This window comes from Agrococcus sp. SGAir0287 (assembly GCF_005484985.1).
Taxonomy (GTDB): domain Bacteria; phylum Actinomycetota; class Actinomycetes; order Actinomycetales; family Microbacteriaceae; genus Agrococcus.
Window position 1 is genome coordinate 2,354,108 of sequence record NZ_CP027942.1, and the last position, 16,539, is coordinate 2,370,646.

A 16,539-nucleotide genomic window follows, 5' to 3' on the forward strand; every position below is an offset into this window, starting at 1 on the left:
TTCGTGGTCGAGGCGGTGGCAGTGGTGTGGGGCTGATGACCAGGATGCCCTGCATCCCGGCCATCAGCCCCATGGGTGTCAGGCGATCAGCCCTCGACCTGGATCAGCGCGATCGCCTCGTCGATCTGCGAGCGCAGGTCGTCGTTGATCGGCGCCGAGCCTGCGTTCTCCGCAGCGGCGTCCTGGCCCTCGGCCGAGGCGACGTACGAGAAGTAGGCCTGCACGGTCGCGGCGACCTCGGGGTCCTCGTAGGAGGTGCAGCCGATGAGGTACGACACGAGCGCGATCGGGTACGCGCCGTCGGCGGCGGCCGCCGGGTCGACGTCGAAGACGAGGTCGGCGTCGCCGCGACCCTCCTCCTGCGTGGCGCCTGCGACGAGCTGGGCGGCGGCCTCGGGCGAGAACGGCACGTACTCCTCGCCGACCTGCACCGCGACGGTGCCGAGGTCGCCGGCCTGCGACGCGTCGGCGAAGCCGATCGTGCCCTGGCCGTTCGAGACGCGGTCGACGACGCCCGAGGTGCCCTGGGCGGCCTCGCCGCCCTGGATCGGCCACTCGTCGGAGGCCTCGTAGGTCCACACGTCCGCGGCGGTCGCCTCGAGGTAGGCCGTGAAGGTCTCCTGCGTGCCCGACGCGTCCGAGCGGTGCACGGGCGAGACGGCGAGGTCGGGCAGGTCGACGTCGGGGTTCTGGTCGGCGATCGCCGGGTCGTTCCAGTTCGTGATCGTGCCCGCGAACAGGCCCGCGATCGTCGCGGCGTCGAGGTTCAGCGAGTCGACGCCGTCGAGGTTGAAGATGACCGCGACGGGCGAGATGTAGACGGGGATCTCGATGATGTCGTCGGTCGTGCACGCCTGGAAGCCGCCCGCGGCGACCTCGTCCATGGTGAACGCGCGGTCCGAGCCGATGAAGCTCGACGCACCGGCGAGGAAGTTGTCGCGGCCCACGCCCGAGCCCGTGGGCTCGTAGATGACGTCGGCGTCGGGGTTCGCATCGAGGAACGCGGCGACCCACGCCTCCTGCGCGGCCGTCTGCGACGACGCGCCCGTGGCCTCGATCGTGCCGGAGACGGCACCCTCGGCGGGCTCGCTGCCGGAGCCGCTGGTGCCCTCGTTCGCGGCGCAGGAGGCGAGGAGGATGCTGCCGACGCCGGCGATGAGCGCCGCGCGGCCGAGCTTCGTGATCTTCACGCTGTGATCCCTTTCGGAATGGGGTGCGGGGGCTTCCCGCATCGTCAGGCGCAGCAGAGGCGCCTCGCCCACGGTAGGGATCGGTCATGGCTCGCATGCCCTCCGCAGGTGAACGGAGGATGAACGAGCCGGGAACGTCTCGCGCGCGCCGGGCGCACGTCCAGGCGCGCCAGCGAGGATGCCCCGTCGCACGGCCGGCACGCGATGTGCATCGATGGCGGAGACGATGATGCCGGGCCGCGGAACGCCTCTCGGCGGTAGGCCGCTCGAAGCGGCGAAGATTGGAGCCCGGGGTTCGCGGCCCGGCGTCGACCACTGTAGCGAACGCGTCGCCGCGATGCCGAGCCCGTTCGCCCCGCGCGAAGGGTCGGGCGTGTCAGTGCGCCGCGGACCTCACAGCACGGGGACCTGGACGACCCACTCCTCGCCCGTCTCGTTGCAGACGATGCGCCAGTTCGCGATGTCCCAGCCCTCGGGCAGCTGGAAGATGGCGTCCGCGTCCTGGAACTCGGGCTGGCGGCCGAGCGTGAACAGGTCGTCCTCGGCGTAGAACTGCGTCGCCGAGCTGAGCCCGATGGTCTGCTCGGTCGCGGGGTCGTACGCCTGCACCGTGAACTGGAAGTAGAAGTCGGGGACTCCCGTCAGGAGCTGCCCGTCCATGTGCAGGATGACGAGCTGCTGGCCGGGATCCGGCGTCGCGCCGAGCGCGTCGCTCTCGACGCGCTGCGCGTCGACGGGCTGGAACGACCAGACCACCGACGCCGAGGGGTCGTTCTGCAGCTCGTAGGCGCCCTCGGTCGGCGCATCGCTCGCGCTCGGCTCGGTGGGCTCGCCGCTCGGCTCCGCCGGCGTCGACGGGCTCGGCTGCGGCTGCTCGCTCGTGGGCGGCGCCTGCTGCGCGGGCGGCGAGAGGACGCATCCCGCGAGGGATGCGGCGACCGCTGCCGCCAGGGCGAGGGCTGCAGGACGGCGGATGCGATGCGCGATGTGCATGGGACCTCCCGAGGCTCGCGCCAGGATAGCCGCACCTCCGGCGTCGAGCGTGGAGGTCCGCTGGATGCCGGCTGGATCCGGCGTCGACATCAGTGCAGCGCGTCGCGCCGCTGCAGCGCGGCGGAGGCGGCGAGGTCGCCGGCGAGGATCGCCAGGCGCGACGCGCGAGCCGTGAGCCGCGACGCGGCCTCGGCGTCGTACGCGTCGCGCGCATCGGCCTCCGCGAGGGAGCCCGCGGCGGCGATGCGGCTGAAGGCTGCGGCACGGTCGAGCGCGAGGGCGAGGTCGCCCGCGAAGACGCCGCGCAGGATCTCGTCGGCGAGGGTCGCGATCTCCTCCGGCCCGGTGGGCACTGCCGCCCCGGCGACGACCGCATCCGCGGTCTCGAGGCGCTCGGCACCGGAGGTGAAGTGCGCCGCGACGGCGACCGGCTGCTGCGCGACCATCGTCGCGAGCAGGTGGATGCGCCAGAGGGCGCCGGGCAGCGAATGGGGCCTGGCGTCCGCCCAGAGCTCCGCGACGGCGTCGATGCCGTCGTCGGCGGCGAGCGCGAGGATGCGCTCGACGACGTCGGCGTCCGCGTCGCTGCGCACGCGGGCCAGGAGCGCGGCCGCCGTCTCGTGCGCGAGCTGCACCCGGGCCACGGGATCCATGTCGCCGACGAACTGCTCGAACCATCGCGACGCGTACCGCGCCGGTCGTGCGTGCTGGGCCATGCCCCTCCCTCCGCCTCGGGATGCAGCGTCCAGGCTAGCGACCGCATTCCCGACCCGGGCGTCGGCGGTCGGCGTGCGCATCCGACCGCGGTCGTACCCCGACATCCATCGTTCGGGGGATCCGGGCGCTCGAGCACCGCGGCTAGGAAGGAGGGCATGCGTACGAGATCCACCAGACCACCGGTCCGCACCATCACCGCGATCGGCGCAGCAGCGCTGCTCGTCGTCGCCTCGCCCGCCGTCGCGAGCGCCGCGTCGCACGACGCCTCCACCGTCGCGGTCGGCAGCGCCGCCGGCGCACCCGCGACCGCGACGCAGGTGCAGGCCCCCGTGCCCGAGCTCGCGTGGGCGGCCTGCGAGGGCGTGGGCCTCGAAGCCTTCGAGTGCGCGAGCGCAGAGGTGCCCACCGACTACGACGAGCCCACGGGCGCGACGACGACGATCGCGCTCACGAGGCTCCCCGCGACCGACCCCGCGCAGCGCATCGGCAGCCTGTTCCTCAACTTCGGCGGACCCGGCGGGCCCGGCGTCTCGACGCTGCAGCAGCTCGGCGCGTTCCTCGACCCGCAGGTGCACGCGCGGTTCGACGTCGTCGGCTTCGACCCGCGCGGCGTCGGCGCCTCGGATCCGGTGACGTGCTTCCCCGATGCTGCGAGCGAGGAGGCCTTCTTCGCGCAGTCGATCGCCATCCCCCGCACGCCCGAGGAGGAGGCGACGTCGATCGCGCAGGCCGGCGCGCTCGCGCTCGCCTGCGAGACCCTCTCGGGCTCGCGCATCGACCATGCGTCGACGGCCAACGTGGCCCGCGACATGGACCTGCTGCGTCAGGCCGTGGGCGACGAGCGGCTGTCGTACCTCGGCTACTCGTACGGCTCCATCCTCGGCGCCACCTACGGGATGCTCTTCCCCGACCGCGTGCGCGCCCTCGCCATCGACGGCACGCTCGAGCCCTCGCGCTGGTCCGGCGGCGACGCCTCGGTCGGCGTCCGCATCGGCCAGGGGCCGGCGGCGGCGGAGGTGTTCGACGCCTTCCTCGACGCCTGCGCGGCCGCCGGTCCGACCGCCTGCTCGCTCGCGGCGACGGGAGATCCGCGCCAGGCGGTCGACACGCTGCTGACGCGACTGCAGCAGCAGCCCGTCGAGGTGCCGCTGCCCGACGGCACGACCATGCGGGTCGACTACGGCACCGCCGTCGCCATCGCCTTCCAGTCGCTCTACTCCCCTGCCGGCTTCGGCCCGCTGGCCGACTCGCTCACGCAGCTGCTCGCGCTCACCGAGCCTCAGCAGGCGATGACGACGCAGCAACGGGGCGTGCAGCTCAGCGACCTCGGCGACTGGCTGCGCGAGCTGGGCCTCCTCGAGGACTACTCGGGCGCCGGCGCGGCGCTCGCCGCGATGTGCGTCGACGGCGAGCACCCGCTGCAGCCGTGGGACTACCCGGCCCAGGCGGACGCCGCCGACGCCGAGGCGCCCCACTTCGGCCGCCTGCGCGCGTGGGTCGGCATCCAGTGCGAGGTCGTCGACTTCGTCGACGACGACGCGTACCTGGGTCCGTGGGACCAGACGACCCAGGCGCCCGTGCTCGTCATCGGCACCCGATTCGACCCCGCGACGCCGTACGACCAGACGCAGCCGTACGCCGACCGCTTCCCGAGCGCCTCGGTGCTCACCGTCGAGGGCTACGGCCACACGACGCTGAACGTCTCGAGCTGCGCGAACGCGGCCATCGCCACCTACCTCGCCACCCCGGGCGCCTCGGTGCCCACGACGTGCGAGCAGGACGTGCTGCCGTTCCAGTCGCCGGCGGATGCGGGCCTCGCGCCGCTGCACGCGCCGTCGCTGTCGCCGGGCATCTGACCGAGCCACGACGCGAGCGGGCGTCGCGACCGATCCGGTCGCGGCGCCCGCCGTCCGCGCGCGGTGGCAGGATCGATGGTCGAGGGCCTCTAGCTCAGTCGGTAGAGCATCGGACTTTTAATCCGCTGGTCGTGGGTTCGAGCCCCACGGGGCCCACGAGGGTCGAGACGGACCGGTCGACCGACACGACCCTGCCACCGGTGCCCTCGTCGGAGCGTCACGCGCTCGCGACCGTTCGGCGAGGGAGGTGGCGTCCCTCATGATCGGGCTCGGTGCCGGATCGCCGACGCCGCGGCGACGGATGCGCGACGAACGGATGAACGATCGGCGATCGCGACCCCGCACGGCGCTGACCACCACGGGCACACGCCACGCTGGACGCATCGGACGGGAAGGGGGGCGCGATGCTCACCGGCATCCTCTCGGGCTTCGGCGGGGCCAGCCTGAACCAGATCCTCAAGGTCGGCGGCGGCGTCCTCACGGTGCTGCTCGTCGTCCCCGCGCTGCTGAAGATGCTCATCGTCACGGTCGACGAGGGTTGGGCTGCGATCCGCACGCGCAACGGCAGGCCGATCGTCCGCAGGCGCGAGCATGCCGTGCGCTACGCCCGCGGCCCACGGGTGGGGCAGCTGAAGCACCCCGCGAGCCCCGAGGGCGAGCTCGTGGTGCTGCGCCCCGGCACGCACGGCGCCTTCCCGCTGCTGCTCTGGTACCGCATGGTCGACGTGCGCACGCGCGCCGCCGACCTTCCCGCTCGGCACCTCACGACCGGCACGGGGCACACCTACCTCGTGCCGGCGTCGATCGAGTGGCGGCCCGAGGTGTCCGGCAGGGCGTTGCGCGTGTTCGAGCTCGAGGTGCTCAACGTGCACGAGCGCGTCTCCAACGTCGTGGGCGCCGCGCTGCGCGACGTCATCCGCGAGCTGGGCGCCCCGCCCCTGCCGTCGAACGCCGACATGTCGGACCTCGTGCTCTCGGCGTGCCGGCAGCAGGTCCTCGACTCGTGCGGCGTCGAGCTGCTGCACGTCACGCTCACGGGCGATGCCCTCACCGAGGGCTACCTGCTCGCGGAGGCCATCCGCACCAGGGGCGCCGACGACGTCGTCGTGCCGCTCGCCCGCTGACGAGCGGAGGACGCGCACAGCCCGAGCGCGTAGCGTGGGCGCACCGCACACGACGCGAGGAGCCATCATGACCGCCTTCCCCGCCGCCACCTGGACGAGGCCGCCCCGTCAGCGCACGGGCGTGCTCGGCCTGGGCATCCTGGCGCTCGCCGCCTCGACCTGGCTCCTCGTGCCGCAGGCGCTCGTGGTGTGGGATGCGTTCCTCGGCGGGATCGGCGTCGGCGAGGTGTTCGAGCAGGGCGCCTCCGCCGCCGTCGCGGCGACGATCGTCCTCGCAGCCGGCGCCGTCGCGACGAGGATCGTGTGGCTGCTCGTGCTCGCGATCCCCGTGCTGGCCGTGCACGGGCTCGTGCTCGTCGTCGTGGCCATCGTGGCGGGAGCCTCCGGCGCCTCCGGCCTCGCCGTGCTCGCGCACCTCGGCGACGCGCTGGCGATGCTGCTCGCGCTCGCGGCCGTCGTCGTCGCGCTGGTCGCGACCGCGGCAGCCCGTGCCGGCGACCGGCGCGAGGGCGCCGGCTGGGTCGCGGCGCTCGTCCTCGTCGCGCTCGCGACCGTCGTCGTCCTCGCCACGGTCTACCTCGTCGCCTCCCCCCAGGAGCTGCTGCAGGTGCTCGTCGCCGACACGGTCGTCGTCGGCGCGCTCGTCGCCGCCGCGCTCGTCGCGGGCGTGCGATCGCCCGTCGCCCGCTGGGTCGCGGCGGGCACCCTGGCCCTCGTCGCGCTCTGGGTCGTGCTCCTGCAGACCGTCGTGCTCCCCGGCACGCTCTCGGCGCTCGTCGCCATCGCCGCCGTGCGGGCCGTGCTGCTGCTCCTCGCTGGCGCGCTCGTGGCGCTCTCGACGCGATGGCTCGCCCCGAGCGCGGGCGTCGCACCGCCGACGGTGGAGCCTCGCGCACCGCGAGCGCCCGAGCCGCAGGTCGCACCCCCCGTGGTGCCGACGACGCAGCACGTGCCCCCGCCCGCCGCCACGACCCACGACGCACCCGCCGCCGCGACGCACCACCCAGCCGCGGCCGCGACGCCCACCGATGCCTCGGCGGCGACGCATGCGCCGGGCGTCCCCGCGGATGCCGACGCCGCGATCGACCAGAGCGACCGCGAGGTGCCGGAGGACGCGGATCCGCCGATCGCCCCGCGCGACGATCGGCCGTGATCCGGGCGGCTCAGTAGCCGGCGAACGCGTCGACGAGCACGCGGCGCGCGCCCGCCGCCTTCGCGATCCGCCGCAGGCTGCCGACCTGGGCGGACGATCCGGAGACGAGCACCTGCCGCTCGGCCAGGTCGGGCACGAGCTCGCGCAGCCGATCGCCATCGATGCGGCCCGCGACGTGCTCCCAGCCCTCCGACATGCCCTCCGGCGCCGTCGGCGCGACGACGACGATGCGCGCCGAGGCCTGCGCGAGCGCGGTCGGGAACGGCACGGGGTCGCCGTCGCGCAGCAGCAGCACGAGCACGGTGTCCTCGTCGCTGGCGCCGAGGTGCGACAGGAACGGCGTCACGCCGATGCCGGCGGCGACGAGCAGCCTCGGCCGGCCCGGCTTCGGCGTGAAGTCGCCTCCCTGGCGCGTCACCGCGACGGTGTCGCCGGGCTCCATGTCGAGCAGGTGCCGCTTGAACGAGGAGATGGGCTCGGCGGCGCGCACGCCGAGGCGCACCTCGGGCGATCCCGGCGGGGAGGCGACGCTGAACACACGGCGCTCGCCGCGCAGGTCGGCACGGTGCGGGATGCTCAGCTCCACCCACTGCCCGGGCCGATGCTCGAGCTCGGGCTCCGCGACGAAGCGCAGGTCGACGAGGTCGCCGTCGCGCTCGAGGCCCGTGAGTCGCAGGATCGTGCCGTGCCGCGAGCCGAGCAGGAAGGCGACGACGTTGCCGACCACCAGCGCCAGCGCCGGCCCCGGGTAGAAGGCGCCGATGCCCACCGGGATGCCGGCGACGCCGGCGAGCGCCGGCACCGCGACCAGCACGCCGACCAGCATGCCGACGAGCACGCGCTGCCACCGCAGCGGCGGCAGCGTGATGGGCTCGGAGAACATGAAGGCCGCCAGGAAGAGGACGGGGCTCTGGCCGACGGCCTGCGTCAGCGCCCTGGCGAGGTCGCCGGTGAACGCCGCGTACGCGACGGCCTGCAGCAGCACGCCGGCGGCGACGAGCGCGAGCGCGGGCGCGACGATGCGGGTGCGGACCAGCACGAGCGCGCCGCCCACGATCGTCAGCGGCAGCAGCGGCAGCGCGGCGACCCACCATGCCTCGACCGCGGCGCCGGGCGAGACGAGCGGCAGCACGATGCCCGCGACGACGAGCCCGGCGGCGGCGGGGTTCACGACGAGGCGACCGCGCCGCACGGCGAGCACCTTCGCGGCGGCGGCGAGCACGCTGACCGCTGCGACGACCGCGAGGTCGGCGAGCCCGGACGGTCGCGAGAGGCTCGGCGGCAGTGCGATGAGGGCGACGAGCAGGCCCGTGATGGCGGCGGACGGCAGGTGCGCCGGTCGGTGCGCGATGCGACCGAACAGCAGGCTCGCGACGATCGACGCGCCGACGCCCACGAGCGCCGAGAGCAGGATGCCGCCGCCGTCGTACGCGAGCACGCCGGCGAACGCGAGGATCGCCGCCAGCGCGACGTGCGCGAGGAGGACCGCGCCGACCAGCACGTGCATGGGCACGGCGTCGAGCCGTGCGATCGGTCCCCTGGCGCTCACGCGGCCACCCTCCTGACGTGCAGCCCTGCTGCGAATCGGCCGGTCGCCTCCACCTGGCCACCCGCGTACATCCTCGCGTGCTCGAACGACCAGTGGCGAGCGAGCACGCCGACCGGGGCGAACGAGAGCGCCGTCGCGATGGCGTCGGCGACCATGGCCCGCTCCGCGATCACCCACGTGCCGATGACCTCGTCGACCGGGGCGCCGGTGCGCCCGTCGAGGATGTGGTGCCGGCCGGCCCAGCGGCGACGGTTGCCCGCGGAGGCGCAGAACGCCTCGCCCGACACCTCGACGACGCCGATCGCGTGGCCGAGCGCCCGCGGATCCTCGAGGGCCACGCGCGTCGGCCTGCCGGCGTCGCCCGTGCCCGCGTGGCGCAGGTCGCCCGACGCGTCGACGACGACGTCGCGCACGCCGTGCGCCGCGAGCACGTCGCAGACGAGGTCGACGAGCTGTCCCTTGCCCGCGGCGCCCACGTCGAGCACGAGCGGCTGCAGCGCGCGCAGCGTCGTGCCCTCCCATCGCAGCGCCGCATCCCACGCCGGCGGCGCCTGCGGCGCGAGGCCGGTGTCGACGACGCCGTCGGCGCCATATCCGAGCCGCTCGAGGGATGCGCCGACGAGGGGCGTCACCGCGCCGTCCGTGACGTCGTGCAGCAGTCGGTAGAGCTGCGCGAGCTCGGCGGACTCGTCCGGCATCCGCACCTCGCCCGCCGAGCGCGCGAGCGGAGCGATCGTCGCGTCGGGGCGGAAGCGCGACCAGGCCAGGTCGTAGGCCTCGATGCGCGCGCGGATCGCGTCGACGACCGCATCCCCGAGCGGCTCGGGTGCGTCGATCGACCAGCTCGTGCCGATCGCGTCGAGGCGCAGCCTCGCCGGCATGCCTAGCCGGCTGCCTCGTCGCGGATCGTCTGCAGCGCGTCCTCGAAGCCGCCGCTCGTGAGGCTCGAGCCGCCGACGCGATCGACCGAGACGTCGTCGAGCGGCACGCCCACGACCTCGGCGGCGATGCCGTCGATGAACTCGCCCTGGTAGCGCAGCGAGTTCGGGTTCGTCGTCTCGGGGTTCGTGACCTCGACGTCCTCGATGACGCCGTCGGCGAGCGTGACGGTGACGGTGATCGTCTCCTGGCCGCCGGGAGAGGTGTACGAGCCGTCCGCGGTGTAGGTGCCGTCCGCGTACTCGCTGGAGCCCGTCGCGCCGGCATCGCTCGTCGCGGGCGACTCGGGCGTCGACGCCTCGTCGCTCGGCTCGGCGGGCTGGTCCGCCGTCGAGCAGGCTGCGAGGCCCAGGGCGGCGAAGGACGTCGTGGCGAGCGCGAGGGCGGCGCGGCGGCGGGGGATCATGAGCGGGCTCCTGTCGAGAGGGGTCGTCGTGGGCACGGTAGCCGTGAGGTGCGACGCGCCCACCATCAGGCGCCTAGGCGTCTCCCATGATGCCGCATCCGTCCCCCGTTCGCGCGGACTCGCATGACGGATGCCACGGCTCAGACCAGACCGACGGGTGCGATGCCCCAGCGTCCCGTCCACGACTCGCCCGGCTCGAGCCATGCGAGGCCGTCGCCGGAGTTCAGGGCATCGGCGGGCGCGGACATCGGCTCGACCGCGACCGCCTGGCGCACCCCGTCGACGGCGGGGAAGTCGCGCGGCGTGAACACGACGAGGGCGCCGAAGGCCGCGTCCTGCCACAGCCGCACGCCGCGCCCCTCGTCGTCGAGCAGGGTGGACGCGGCGATGCCGTCGACGTGCTCGACGTCGACGAGGCCCAGGTCGAGGTCGAGCTCCGCGAGGCGGCGTCCGCGACGCAGGTCGGCGCCGGCGGGCGCGTCCGGCGCGTCGACCGCGACCGATCGCACCGGTAGGAGGCGCTCGTCGGTCACGAGCGCCGTCGATGCGGGCACCGTGAGGGTCAGCGCCGACGCCGGCGTCCTGCCGACGGCGAGGTAGGGATGCGCGCCGCAGGCCCACGGTGCCCGGGTCGCGCCGACGTTCACCGCCTCGTGGGTGACGACGAGGCCCGTCTCCCCGACCTCGTAGCGCACGGTCGTGTCGACGAGGAAGGGATACCCCGGCTGCGGATGGATCGTGGCCGCGAGCACGGCGCGCGCCTCGCCGTGCTCGAGCACGCGGTACGGGGCGTAGCGCAGGAGCCCGTGGCTCGCGTTGCCGCGCGACGGCTCGGTGAGCGCGAGCTGCTGCGGCACGCCGTCCAGGAGCCAGCGGCCGTCGCGCACGCGGCCGCCCCAGGGTGCGAGCACGATGCCCTGACCCTTGCCCGGCCTCGCGTCCTCGTGGAACGGCTCGACGAGGTCCGTGTCTCCCAGCACGAGCTCGCGGAGCCCGGCGGCGAGCCCGGTGACCGTGGCGCGCAGCGGCACGCCGGAGACGGTGGACGCGATGGTCAGCTGCTGGCCTGTGGGGGGTCGCACACAGGCGATCCTACGGATCGGGCTAGGGTCGAGGCGTGACCCAGCCGAGCGCCACCCCGCCCGTCTCGTCCTTCCGCCCGGCCAGTGGCTGGCAGCACGGCGCCGCCCCGGAGCCGACCCTCGCGCGCGCGAGCCGTTCGGGTCTGCTCGTGCCTGGCATCCTGCTCGTGGCGGCCTTCCTCGTCATCGGCTCGCAGGGCGCGGCGAGCACGCTGAGCGTCGGCATGCCGTCGGGTCTCGATCTCGTGACGACCATCGCGCTGTGGAGCACCTCGGGCGTCGTGCTCGCGACGCTCTTCGCGCTCGCGTCGCGCGTGACCGGGCTCGTCGTCGCTGCGGGTGCCGCAGCGCTCCTCGACGCCGTCGTGATCGTCGTGCTCATGCCGATGGGACGGACGTCGGGATGGGATGCGGTGCAGCTCGTGCCGATCCTGCTCGCCGTCGCAGCCGCGGCGCTGGGCGTGCTGACCCGGCGCGACGGCGAGGGTCGAGCAGCGCTGCTGATGGCCGCGGCGGCCGTCGCCCTCTTCTACGTCTCGGCCGCCGTGGTGCAGGTGCTCCGCACGGGCGAGGCGACGGACCTCGCGGCGACGCTCGCGCGCTCGCTGCCGATCGCCGCCCTCGCGATCGCCTCCGCGCTCGCCCTGCACGGCTCCTCGACGCCGGCGCTGCCCGCCGTGCTGCTGTGGGCGCTGGCGCTCTCGCTCTTCATCGCCCCGGCGCTCGCCGCGGCCGCCGGCACCCCGCCGGTGCTCGCGTCGCTCGTCGTGCTGCTCCTGCGCGGCCTGCTGGTCCTGCTCGCCGGCGTCCTCGTGCTGCGCACGTCGCGGCGACGCTGACGGCGCTCGCTACGCTCGCGCCATGACAGCCCACGAGCGCGCCACGATCCTCGCCCTGCCCGGCCGTGCGCCGCGCATCCCGGACTCCGCGTACCTGCTGCCGAACGTCGTCGTCGCGGGCGACGTGCGGCTCGGCGAGCGGGTCGGCGTCTACCCCGGCGCGAGCCTGCGCGCCGAGGAGGAGCCGATCGTCGTCGGCGACGACTCGAACGTCCAGGACTCCTGCTCGCTGCACGTCGACGCCGGCTCGCCGCTGACGATCGGCCGCCGCGTGTCGATCGGCCACGGCGCCGTCGTCCACGGCTGCACCATCGAGGACGACGTGCTCGTGGGCATGCACGCGACCATCATGAATGGCGCGGTGATCGGCGCCGGATCGCTCGTCGCCGCCGGCGCGCTCGTGACCCAGGGGCAGGTCGTGCCGCCCGGATCCCTCGTCGCGGGCGTGCCCGCGACGGTACGACGGTCGGTGACCGACGACGAGCTCGCGGCCATCCACCGCAACGCCGCCGTCTACGTCGAGCGCACCGCGCAGTACCGCTCGCTCTGATCCCGGTCAGGACGTCGTCAGCGCGCCGCGCGCTCGGCCGCCCGCACGACGTTGTCGAGCAGCATGACGCGCGTCATCGGTCCGACGCCGCCCGGCACGGGAGAGAGCCATCCGGCGACGTCCGCGACGCCCGGATGCACGTCGCCGGCGAGCCGCGCCCGACCGTTGGCGAGCATCCGCTCCCGTGTGATGCCCACGTCGAGCACCGCCGCGCCCGGCGCGATCCAGTCGGGCCGCACGAGGTGACGGCTGCCGACCGCGGCGACGACGACGTCGGCGCGTCGCACGTGCGCTGCGAGGTCCGGCGTGCGGGAGTGGGTGAGCGTCACGGTCGCGTCGACGCCGCGACGCGTGAGCAGCAGCCCGATCGACCTGCCGACCGTGAGACCGCGCCCGATGACGCACACGTCGGCCCCGGCGAGCGGCACGCCGTGACGCGCGAGGAGCTCGACGCACGCGCTCGGCGTGCACGGCAGCGGTGCGTCGATCGCACCGTCCACGCCGAGCACGAGCCTGCCGAGGTTCGTCGGATGCAGGCCGTCGGCATCCTTCGCGGGGTCGACCTCCTCGAGCATCGCCTCCGCGTCGATCCTCGTCGGCAGCGGCAGCTGCACGACGAGGCCCGTGACCTCGCGGGCCGCGTTCAGGTCGCGGATGGCAGCGCGCACGTCGGTCTGCGTGGCCGTGGCCGGCAGCTCGACCTCGATCGAGGCGATCCCCACCTCGAGGCAGTCGCGGTGCTTGCCTGCGACGTACGATCGCGATGCGGGATCGTCGCCGACGAGCAAGGTCGCGAGACCGGGCGCCGCGCCGAGGCCGCGCAGGGCCTCGACGCGCGCGCGCAGCTCGTCCTTGACGGTCGCCGCGGTGGCGACGCCGTCGAGGACGCGAGCGGTCACAGCGTCGGGTAGAGCGGGAACGCCGCGGCGAGCGCGTCGACGCGGGCGCGGAGCGCGTCGACGTCGGCGCCGGGCAGCAGCGCGAGCGCGATGACGTCGGCGACCTCGCGGAAGTCGTCGTCGCCGAAGCCGCGCGTCGCGAGCGCCGGCGTGCCGATGCGCAGACCGCTCGTCACCATCGGCGGCCGCGGGTCGTTCGGCACGGAGTTGCGGTTGACGGTGATGCGGATCTCGTGCAGCAGGTCCTCCGCCTGCTTGCCGTCGATCGCGGCGTCGCGCAGGTCGACGAGCACGAGATGCACGTCGGTGCCGCCCGAGCGCAGCGTGATGCCGGCGTCGGCGACGTCCTGCTGCGTGAGTCGCTCGGCGAGGATCTGCGCGCCGCGCACCGTGCGCTCCTGCCGCTCCACGAACTCCGGCTCTGCCGCCAGCTTGAACGCCGTCGCCTTGGCGGCGATGACGTGCATGAGCGGTCCGCCCTGCTGGCCGGGGAAGACGGCCGAGTTGATCTTCTTCGCGATGTCGGCGTCGTTCGTGAGGATGAAGCCCGAGCGGGGGCCGCCGATCGTCTTGTGCACCGTCGAGGAGACGACGTGCGCGTGCGGCACGGGGCTCGGGTGGATGCCGGCGGCGACGAGGCCGGCGAAGTGCGCCATGTCGACCCACAGGAGCGCGCCGACCTCGTCGGCGATCGCGCGGAAGGCTGCGAAGTCGAGCTGGCGCGGGTAGGCCGACCAGCCGGCGATGATGACCTTCGGCTGGTGCTCGAGGGCGAGGCGGCGCACCTCGTCCATGTCGATGCGGCTCGTCTCCGCATCGACGCCGTAGGCGACGATGTCGTAGAGGCGACCCGAGAAGTTGATCTTCATGCCGTGGGTCAGATGGCCGCCGTGGTCGAGCGAGAGGCCGAGCAGCGTGTCGCCCGGTCGCGCGATCGCGTGCAGCACGGCGGCGTTCGCCGACGCGCCCGAGTGGGGCTGCACGTTGGCGAACTCGGCACCGAACAGCGCCTTCGCGCGCTCGATCGCGAGCGACTCGGCGACGTCGACGAACTCGCAGCCCCCGTAGTAGCGGCGACCGGGGTAGCCCTCGGCGTACTTGTTCGTGAGCACGGAGCCCTGCGCCTCGAGCACGGCGACGGGCACGAAGTTCTCGGACGCGATCATCTCGAGGTACTGCTGCTGCCGGCCGAGCTCCTGCTGCAGGACGGCGGCGATCTCGGGATCGACGGTCGCGAGCGGCTCGTTGAACGTCGTGGGCAGGCGGTCGGACACGATGCATCTCCTCGGGAAGCGATGGATGGCCCAGGCGCGCGACCGAACGGGTCTCGGCCGCTCCCCGGTGGTCCCCCACCCAAGCGCCAGTCGCGGCCGCTGCCGATGCTACTCGTCGGCGCTCGCCGCATCCACCTGCGCCGTCGACGCAGGTCATGCCATCGTGGGACGCGTGGACCGCCACGACCGCGACCGCGACGCCCTGCTGAGCGCGCTCGATGCCGCGCGCACGCACGTGCTCGACGCCGTCGCCGGCGTCGACGACGCGACGCTGCGTGCAGCGACCCTCCCGTCGGGCTGGTCGCCGATCGGCCTCGTACGCCACCTGACGCTCGGCGGCGAGCGCTACTGGTTCGAGACGGTCGTCGCAGGCGGGGACCTCGGCTGGTGGCCGGACGACGACGCGGCGCGCGACGGCGGCCGCCCCGCCGACTGGCGGGTCGACGACGTCGAGCCCACCGTCGAGGTGCTCGCCGCGTATCGCGCGGCGATCGCGCGATCCGGTGCTGTGCTCGCATCCGTCTCCCTCGACGACGCACCCCGGCGTCGCGAGGAGGGATGGGGTCCGCAGCGATTCCCCGACGTCCGTGCCGTCGTGCTGCACGTGCTCGTCGAGACCGCGACGCACGCTGGCCACCTCGACGCGGCGCTCGAGCTCGGCGACGGAAGGCAGCGCCTGGTGCTCTGAGGTCAGCGCACCTCGTGCGCTCGGCGCACGCGCGCGAGGCGCGCGCCGTCGGCGAGCACGAGCACGAGCCCGACGACGAGCGCCACGAGCAGCACGGCGGGCAGCGCCTCGATGCCCGCGCCCTCGTAGACGAGCGCGCCGAGCAGCGCCCCGCCGCCGATGCCGAGGTTGAAGCCCGACGTGTACCAGGCGGTGGAGGTCTGCAGCATGTGCGTGGGCGACGCCTGCAGCATCCGCGTCTGCAGGAGCGGCGGGAGCGCGCCCATCGCGAGGCCCCAGAGGAGGATGGCGGCGAACGCGACGGGCAGCACGTCGGTCGACGCGAGCACGACGCAGACGACGACCATGACGACCATGCAGCCGACGGCGCCGCCGAATGGGCGCCTGCCGAGCCACACCGACACGACCGCCACGGCGAGCGCGCCCATGAGGCCGTACGACAGCAGCGCGGGGCTCAGCCAGATCTCGGGCAGCCCGACGCGCTCCACCATGTACGGGGTCACGTACGTGTAGAAGGCGTACTGGCCCAGCATCACGACTGCCGTCACCGAGACGGCGACCGCGACGCCGATCGCCGAGCGGCCGGGCTCGCGCTGCGGCAGCGCCACGGATCCCGTCTCGGTCGTCGCGACGGCGGGCAGGTGCTGCACGGCGGGCAGCATGCGCCGCACGAGCGCCGCGGCGACCAGGCACGCGACGCCGAAGACCGCGAACGACCAGCGCCAGCCGAGCGCCTGCCCGAGCAGCGTCGACAGCGGCAGCCCGAGCACGAACGCGAGCGAGCCGCCCGCGCTCGTGATGCCCACCGCGCGACCGAGCTCCTCCTTCGGCACGAGGTACGCGGCGTACGCGCCCACGACCGTCCAGAAGACGCCGTGCGCGAGCCCCGCGACGACGCGCAGCACGACGACCATCCAGTACTCGGGCACGGCGGCCGTCGCGATGCACGTGATGCCGAAGACGACGAGCACCGTGACGACGAGCACGTGCCTCGGGATGCGCCGCGTCAGGTGCACGAGCACGGTCGACGTGAGCACGACGGTGCCCGCGAAGACCGTGACGAGCAGGCCGATCGCGCCCTCGCCGACGCCGAGGTCGCGGCTCATCGGCAGCAGCAGCCCCATGGGCAGCATCTCGACCGAGATGTTCACGAAGATGGCGAACGCGAGGGTGAGGAGCGCCACGAGCGGGAAGGTGGCTGGGGTCTCACGCGGCGTCGTCATGGCAACGGCTCAGCCTAGTCCGCGCGGCCTCGCGCGTCGGTCAGGACGGGTTCGTAG

At 74.2% G+C, this 16,539-nt stretch carries 16 protein-coding genes, 1 tRNA gene and 1 riboswitch; of the genes, 7 read left to right on the top strand and 10 right to left on the bottom strand.

Annotation, left to right across the window (positions count from 1 at the left end; genetic code table 11):
- Positions 1–86 precede the first annotated feature (86 nt).
- The 3 genes from C1N71_RS11240 to C1N71_RS11250 form a co-directional block, all read right to left on the bottom strand.
- Positions 87–1,190, bottom strand: a complete 1,104-nt coding sequence (locus tag C1N71_RS11240; protein ID WP_137756485.1) for a phosphate ABC transporter substrate-binding protein PstS — start codon at positions 1,188–1,190, stop codon at positions 87–89.
- Positions 1,191–1,583: 393 nt separating this feature from the next.
- On the bottom strand, positions 1,584–2,183 hold the full coding sequence (locus C1N71_RS11245) for a hypothetical protein (RefSeq protein WP_137756486.1): 600 nt from the start codon (positions 2,181–2,183) through the stop codon (positions 1,584–1,586).
- Between the two features lie 89 nt (positions 2,184–2,272).
- Positions 2,273–2,899, bottom strand: coding sequence for a DNA-directed RNA polymerase subunit beta (locus tag C1N71_RS11250; RefSeq protein ID WP_137756487.1), 627 nt, complete (start codon positions 2,897–2,899; stop codon positions 2,273–2,275).
- A gap of 156 nt (positions 2,900–3,055) precedes the next feature.
- On the opposite strand from C1N71_RS11250, the gene C1N71_RS11255 reads away from it, so the two are divergent.
- The 4 genes from C1N71_RS11255 (at position 3,056) to C1N71_RS11270 (ending at position 7,033) form a co-directional block, all read left to right on the top strand.
- Complete coding sequence (locus C1N71_RS11255) at positions 3,056–4,756, top strand: alpha/beta fold hydrolase (protein ID WP_137756488.1); 1,701 nt, start codon at positions 3,056–3,058, stop codon at positions 4,754–4,756.
- Positions 4,757–4,839: 83 nt separating this feature from the next.
- Positions 4,840–4,912: transfer RNA gene (locus tag C1N71_RS11260), tRNA-Lys, on the top strand.
- Between the two features lie 248 nt (positions 4,913–5,160).
- On the top strand, positions 5,161–5,880 hold the full coding sequence (locus C1N71_RS11265) for an SPFH domain-containing protein (RefSeq protein WP_137756489.1): 720 nt from the start codon (positions 5,161–5,163) through the stop codon (positions 5,878–5,880).
- 67 nt (positions 5,881–5,947) lie between these two features.
- On the top strand, positions 5,948–7,033 hold the full coding sequence (locus C1N71_RS11270) for a hypothetical protein (protein ID WP_137756490.1): 1,086 nt from the start codon (positions 5,948–5,950) through the stop codon (positions 7,031–7,033).
- A 10-nt stretch (positions 7,034–7,043) separates the two neighbouring features.
- Here C1N71_RS11270 and C1N71_RS11275 read toward each other — a convergent pair whose 3' ends face one another.
- The 4 genes from C1N71_RS11275 to C1N71_RS11290 all read right to left on the bottom strand — a co-directional run bounded on the left by C1N71_RS11275 (position 7,044) and on the right by C1N71_RS11290 (position 11,009).
- Positions 7,044–8,582 (bottom strand): FAD-dependent oxidoreductase, encoded by a 1,539-nt coding sequence (locus C1N71_RS11275; protein WP_137756491.1) that lies wholly within the window; start codon positions 8,580–8,582, stop codon positions 7,044–7,046.
- Positions 8,579–9,463, bottom strand: a complete 885-nt coding sequence (locus C1N71_RS11280) for an FAD:protein FMN transferase (protein ID WP_137756492.1) — start codon at positions 9,461–9,463, stop codon at positions 8,579–8,581. Before C1N71_RS11280 ends, C1N71_RS11275 begins: the two co-directional genes overlap by 4 nt.
- A 2-nt stretch (positions 9,464–9,465) precedes the next feature.
- Positions 9,466–9,927, bottom strand: a complete 462-nt coding sequence (locus tag C1N71_RS11285; protein ID WP_175414194.1) for an FMN-binding protein — start codon at positions 9,925–9,927, stop codon at positions 9,466–9,468.
- Positions 9,928–10,067: 140 nt separating this feature from the next.
- A complete protein-coding gene (locus tag C1N71_RS11290; RefSeq protein ID WP_254677986.1) occupies positions 10,068–11,009 on the bottom strand; it encodes an aldose 1-epimerase family protein in 942 nt (313 codons plus the stop codon).
- A gap of 35 nt (positions 11,010–11,044) precedes the next feature.
- Here C1N71_RS11290 and C1N71_RS11295 point away from each other — a divergent pair, with 35 nt between their 5' ends.
- Complete coding sequence (locus tag C1N71_RS11295; RefSeq protein ID WP_137756494.1) at positions 11,045–11,848, top strand: hypothetical protein; 804 nt, start codon at positions 11,045–11,047, stop codon at positions 11,846–11,848.
- A gap of 22 nt (positions 11,849–11,870) precedes the next feature.
- On the top strand, positions 11,871–12,398 hold the full coding sequence (locus tag C1N71_RS11300; RefSeq protein WP_137756495.1) for a gamma carbonic anhydrase family protein: 528 nt from the start codon (positions 11,871–11,873) through the stop codon (positions 12,396–12,398).
- Between the two features lie 17 nt (positions 12,399–12,415).
- Here C1N71_RS11300 and C1N71_RS11305 read toward each other — a convergent pair whose 3' ends face one another.
- Together C1N71_RS11305 and glyA are read right to left on the bottom strand one after the other, a co-directional pair.
- Positions 12,416–13,297, bottom strand: a complete 882-nt coding sequence (locus tag C1N71_RS11305) for a bifunctional methylenetetrahydrofolate dehydrogenase/methenyltetrahydrofolate cyclohydrolase (protein ID WP_137756496.1) — start codon at positions 13,295–13,297, stop codon at positions 12,416–12,418.
- Positions 13,294–14,571, bottom strand: coding sequence for a serine hydroxymethyltransferase (glyA, locus tag C1N71_RS11310; RefSeq protein WP_137756497.1), 1,278 nt, complete (start codon positions 14,569–14,571; stop codon positions 13,294–13,296). Before glyA ends, C1N71_RS11305 begins: the two co-directional genes overlap by 4 nt.
- A gap of 21 nt (positions 14,572–14,592) precedes the next feature.
- Positions 14,593–14,675: riboswitch (ZMP/ZTP riboswitch) on the bottom strand.
- Between the two features lie 68 nt (positions 14,676–14,743).
- On the opposite strand from glyA, the gene C1N71_RS11315 reads away from it, so the two are divergent.
- Positions 14,744–15,259, top strand: a complete 516-nt coding sequence (locus C1N71_RS11315) for a mycothiol transferase (RefSeq protein WP_254677987.1) — start codon at positions 14,744–14,746, stop codon at positions 15,257–15,259.
- Between the two features lie 2 nt (positions 15,260–15,261).
- On the opposite strand, the gene C1N71_RS11320 is transcribed toward C1N71_RS11315, so the two are convergent.
- The gene (locus tag C1N71_RS11320; protein ID WP_137756499.1) at positions 15,262–16,482 is read right to left on the bottom strand and encodes an MFS transporter; all 1,221 of its coding nucleotides are present in this window, start codon (positions 16,480–16,482) and stop codon (positions 15,262–15,264) included.
- Positions 16,483–16,539: the final 57 nt, after the last annotated feature.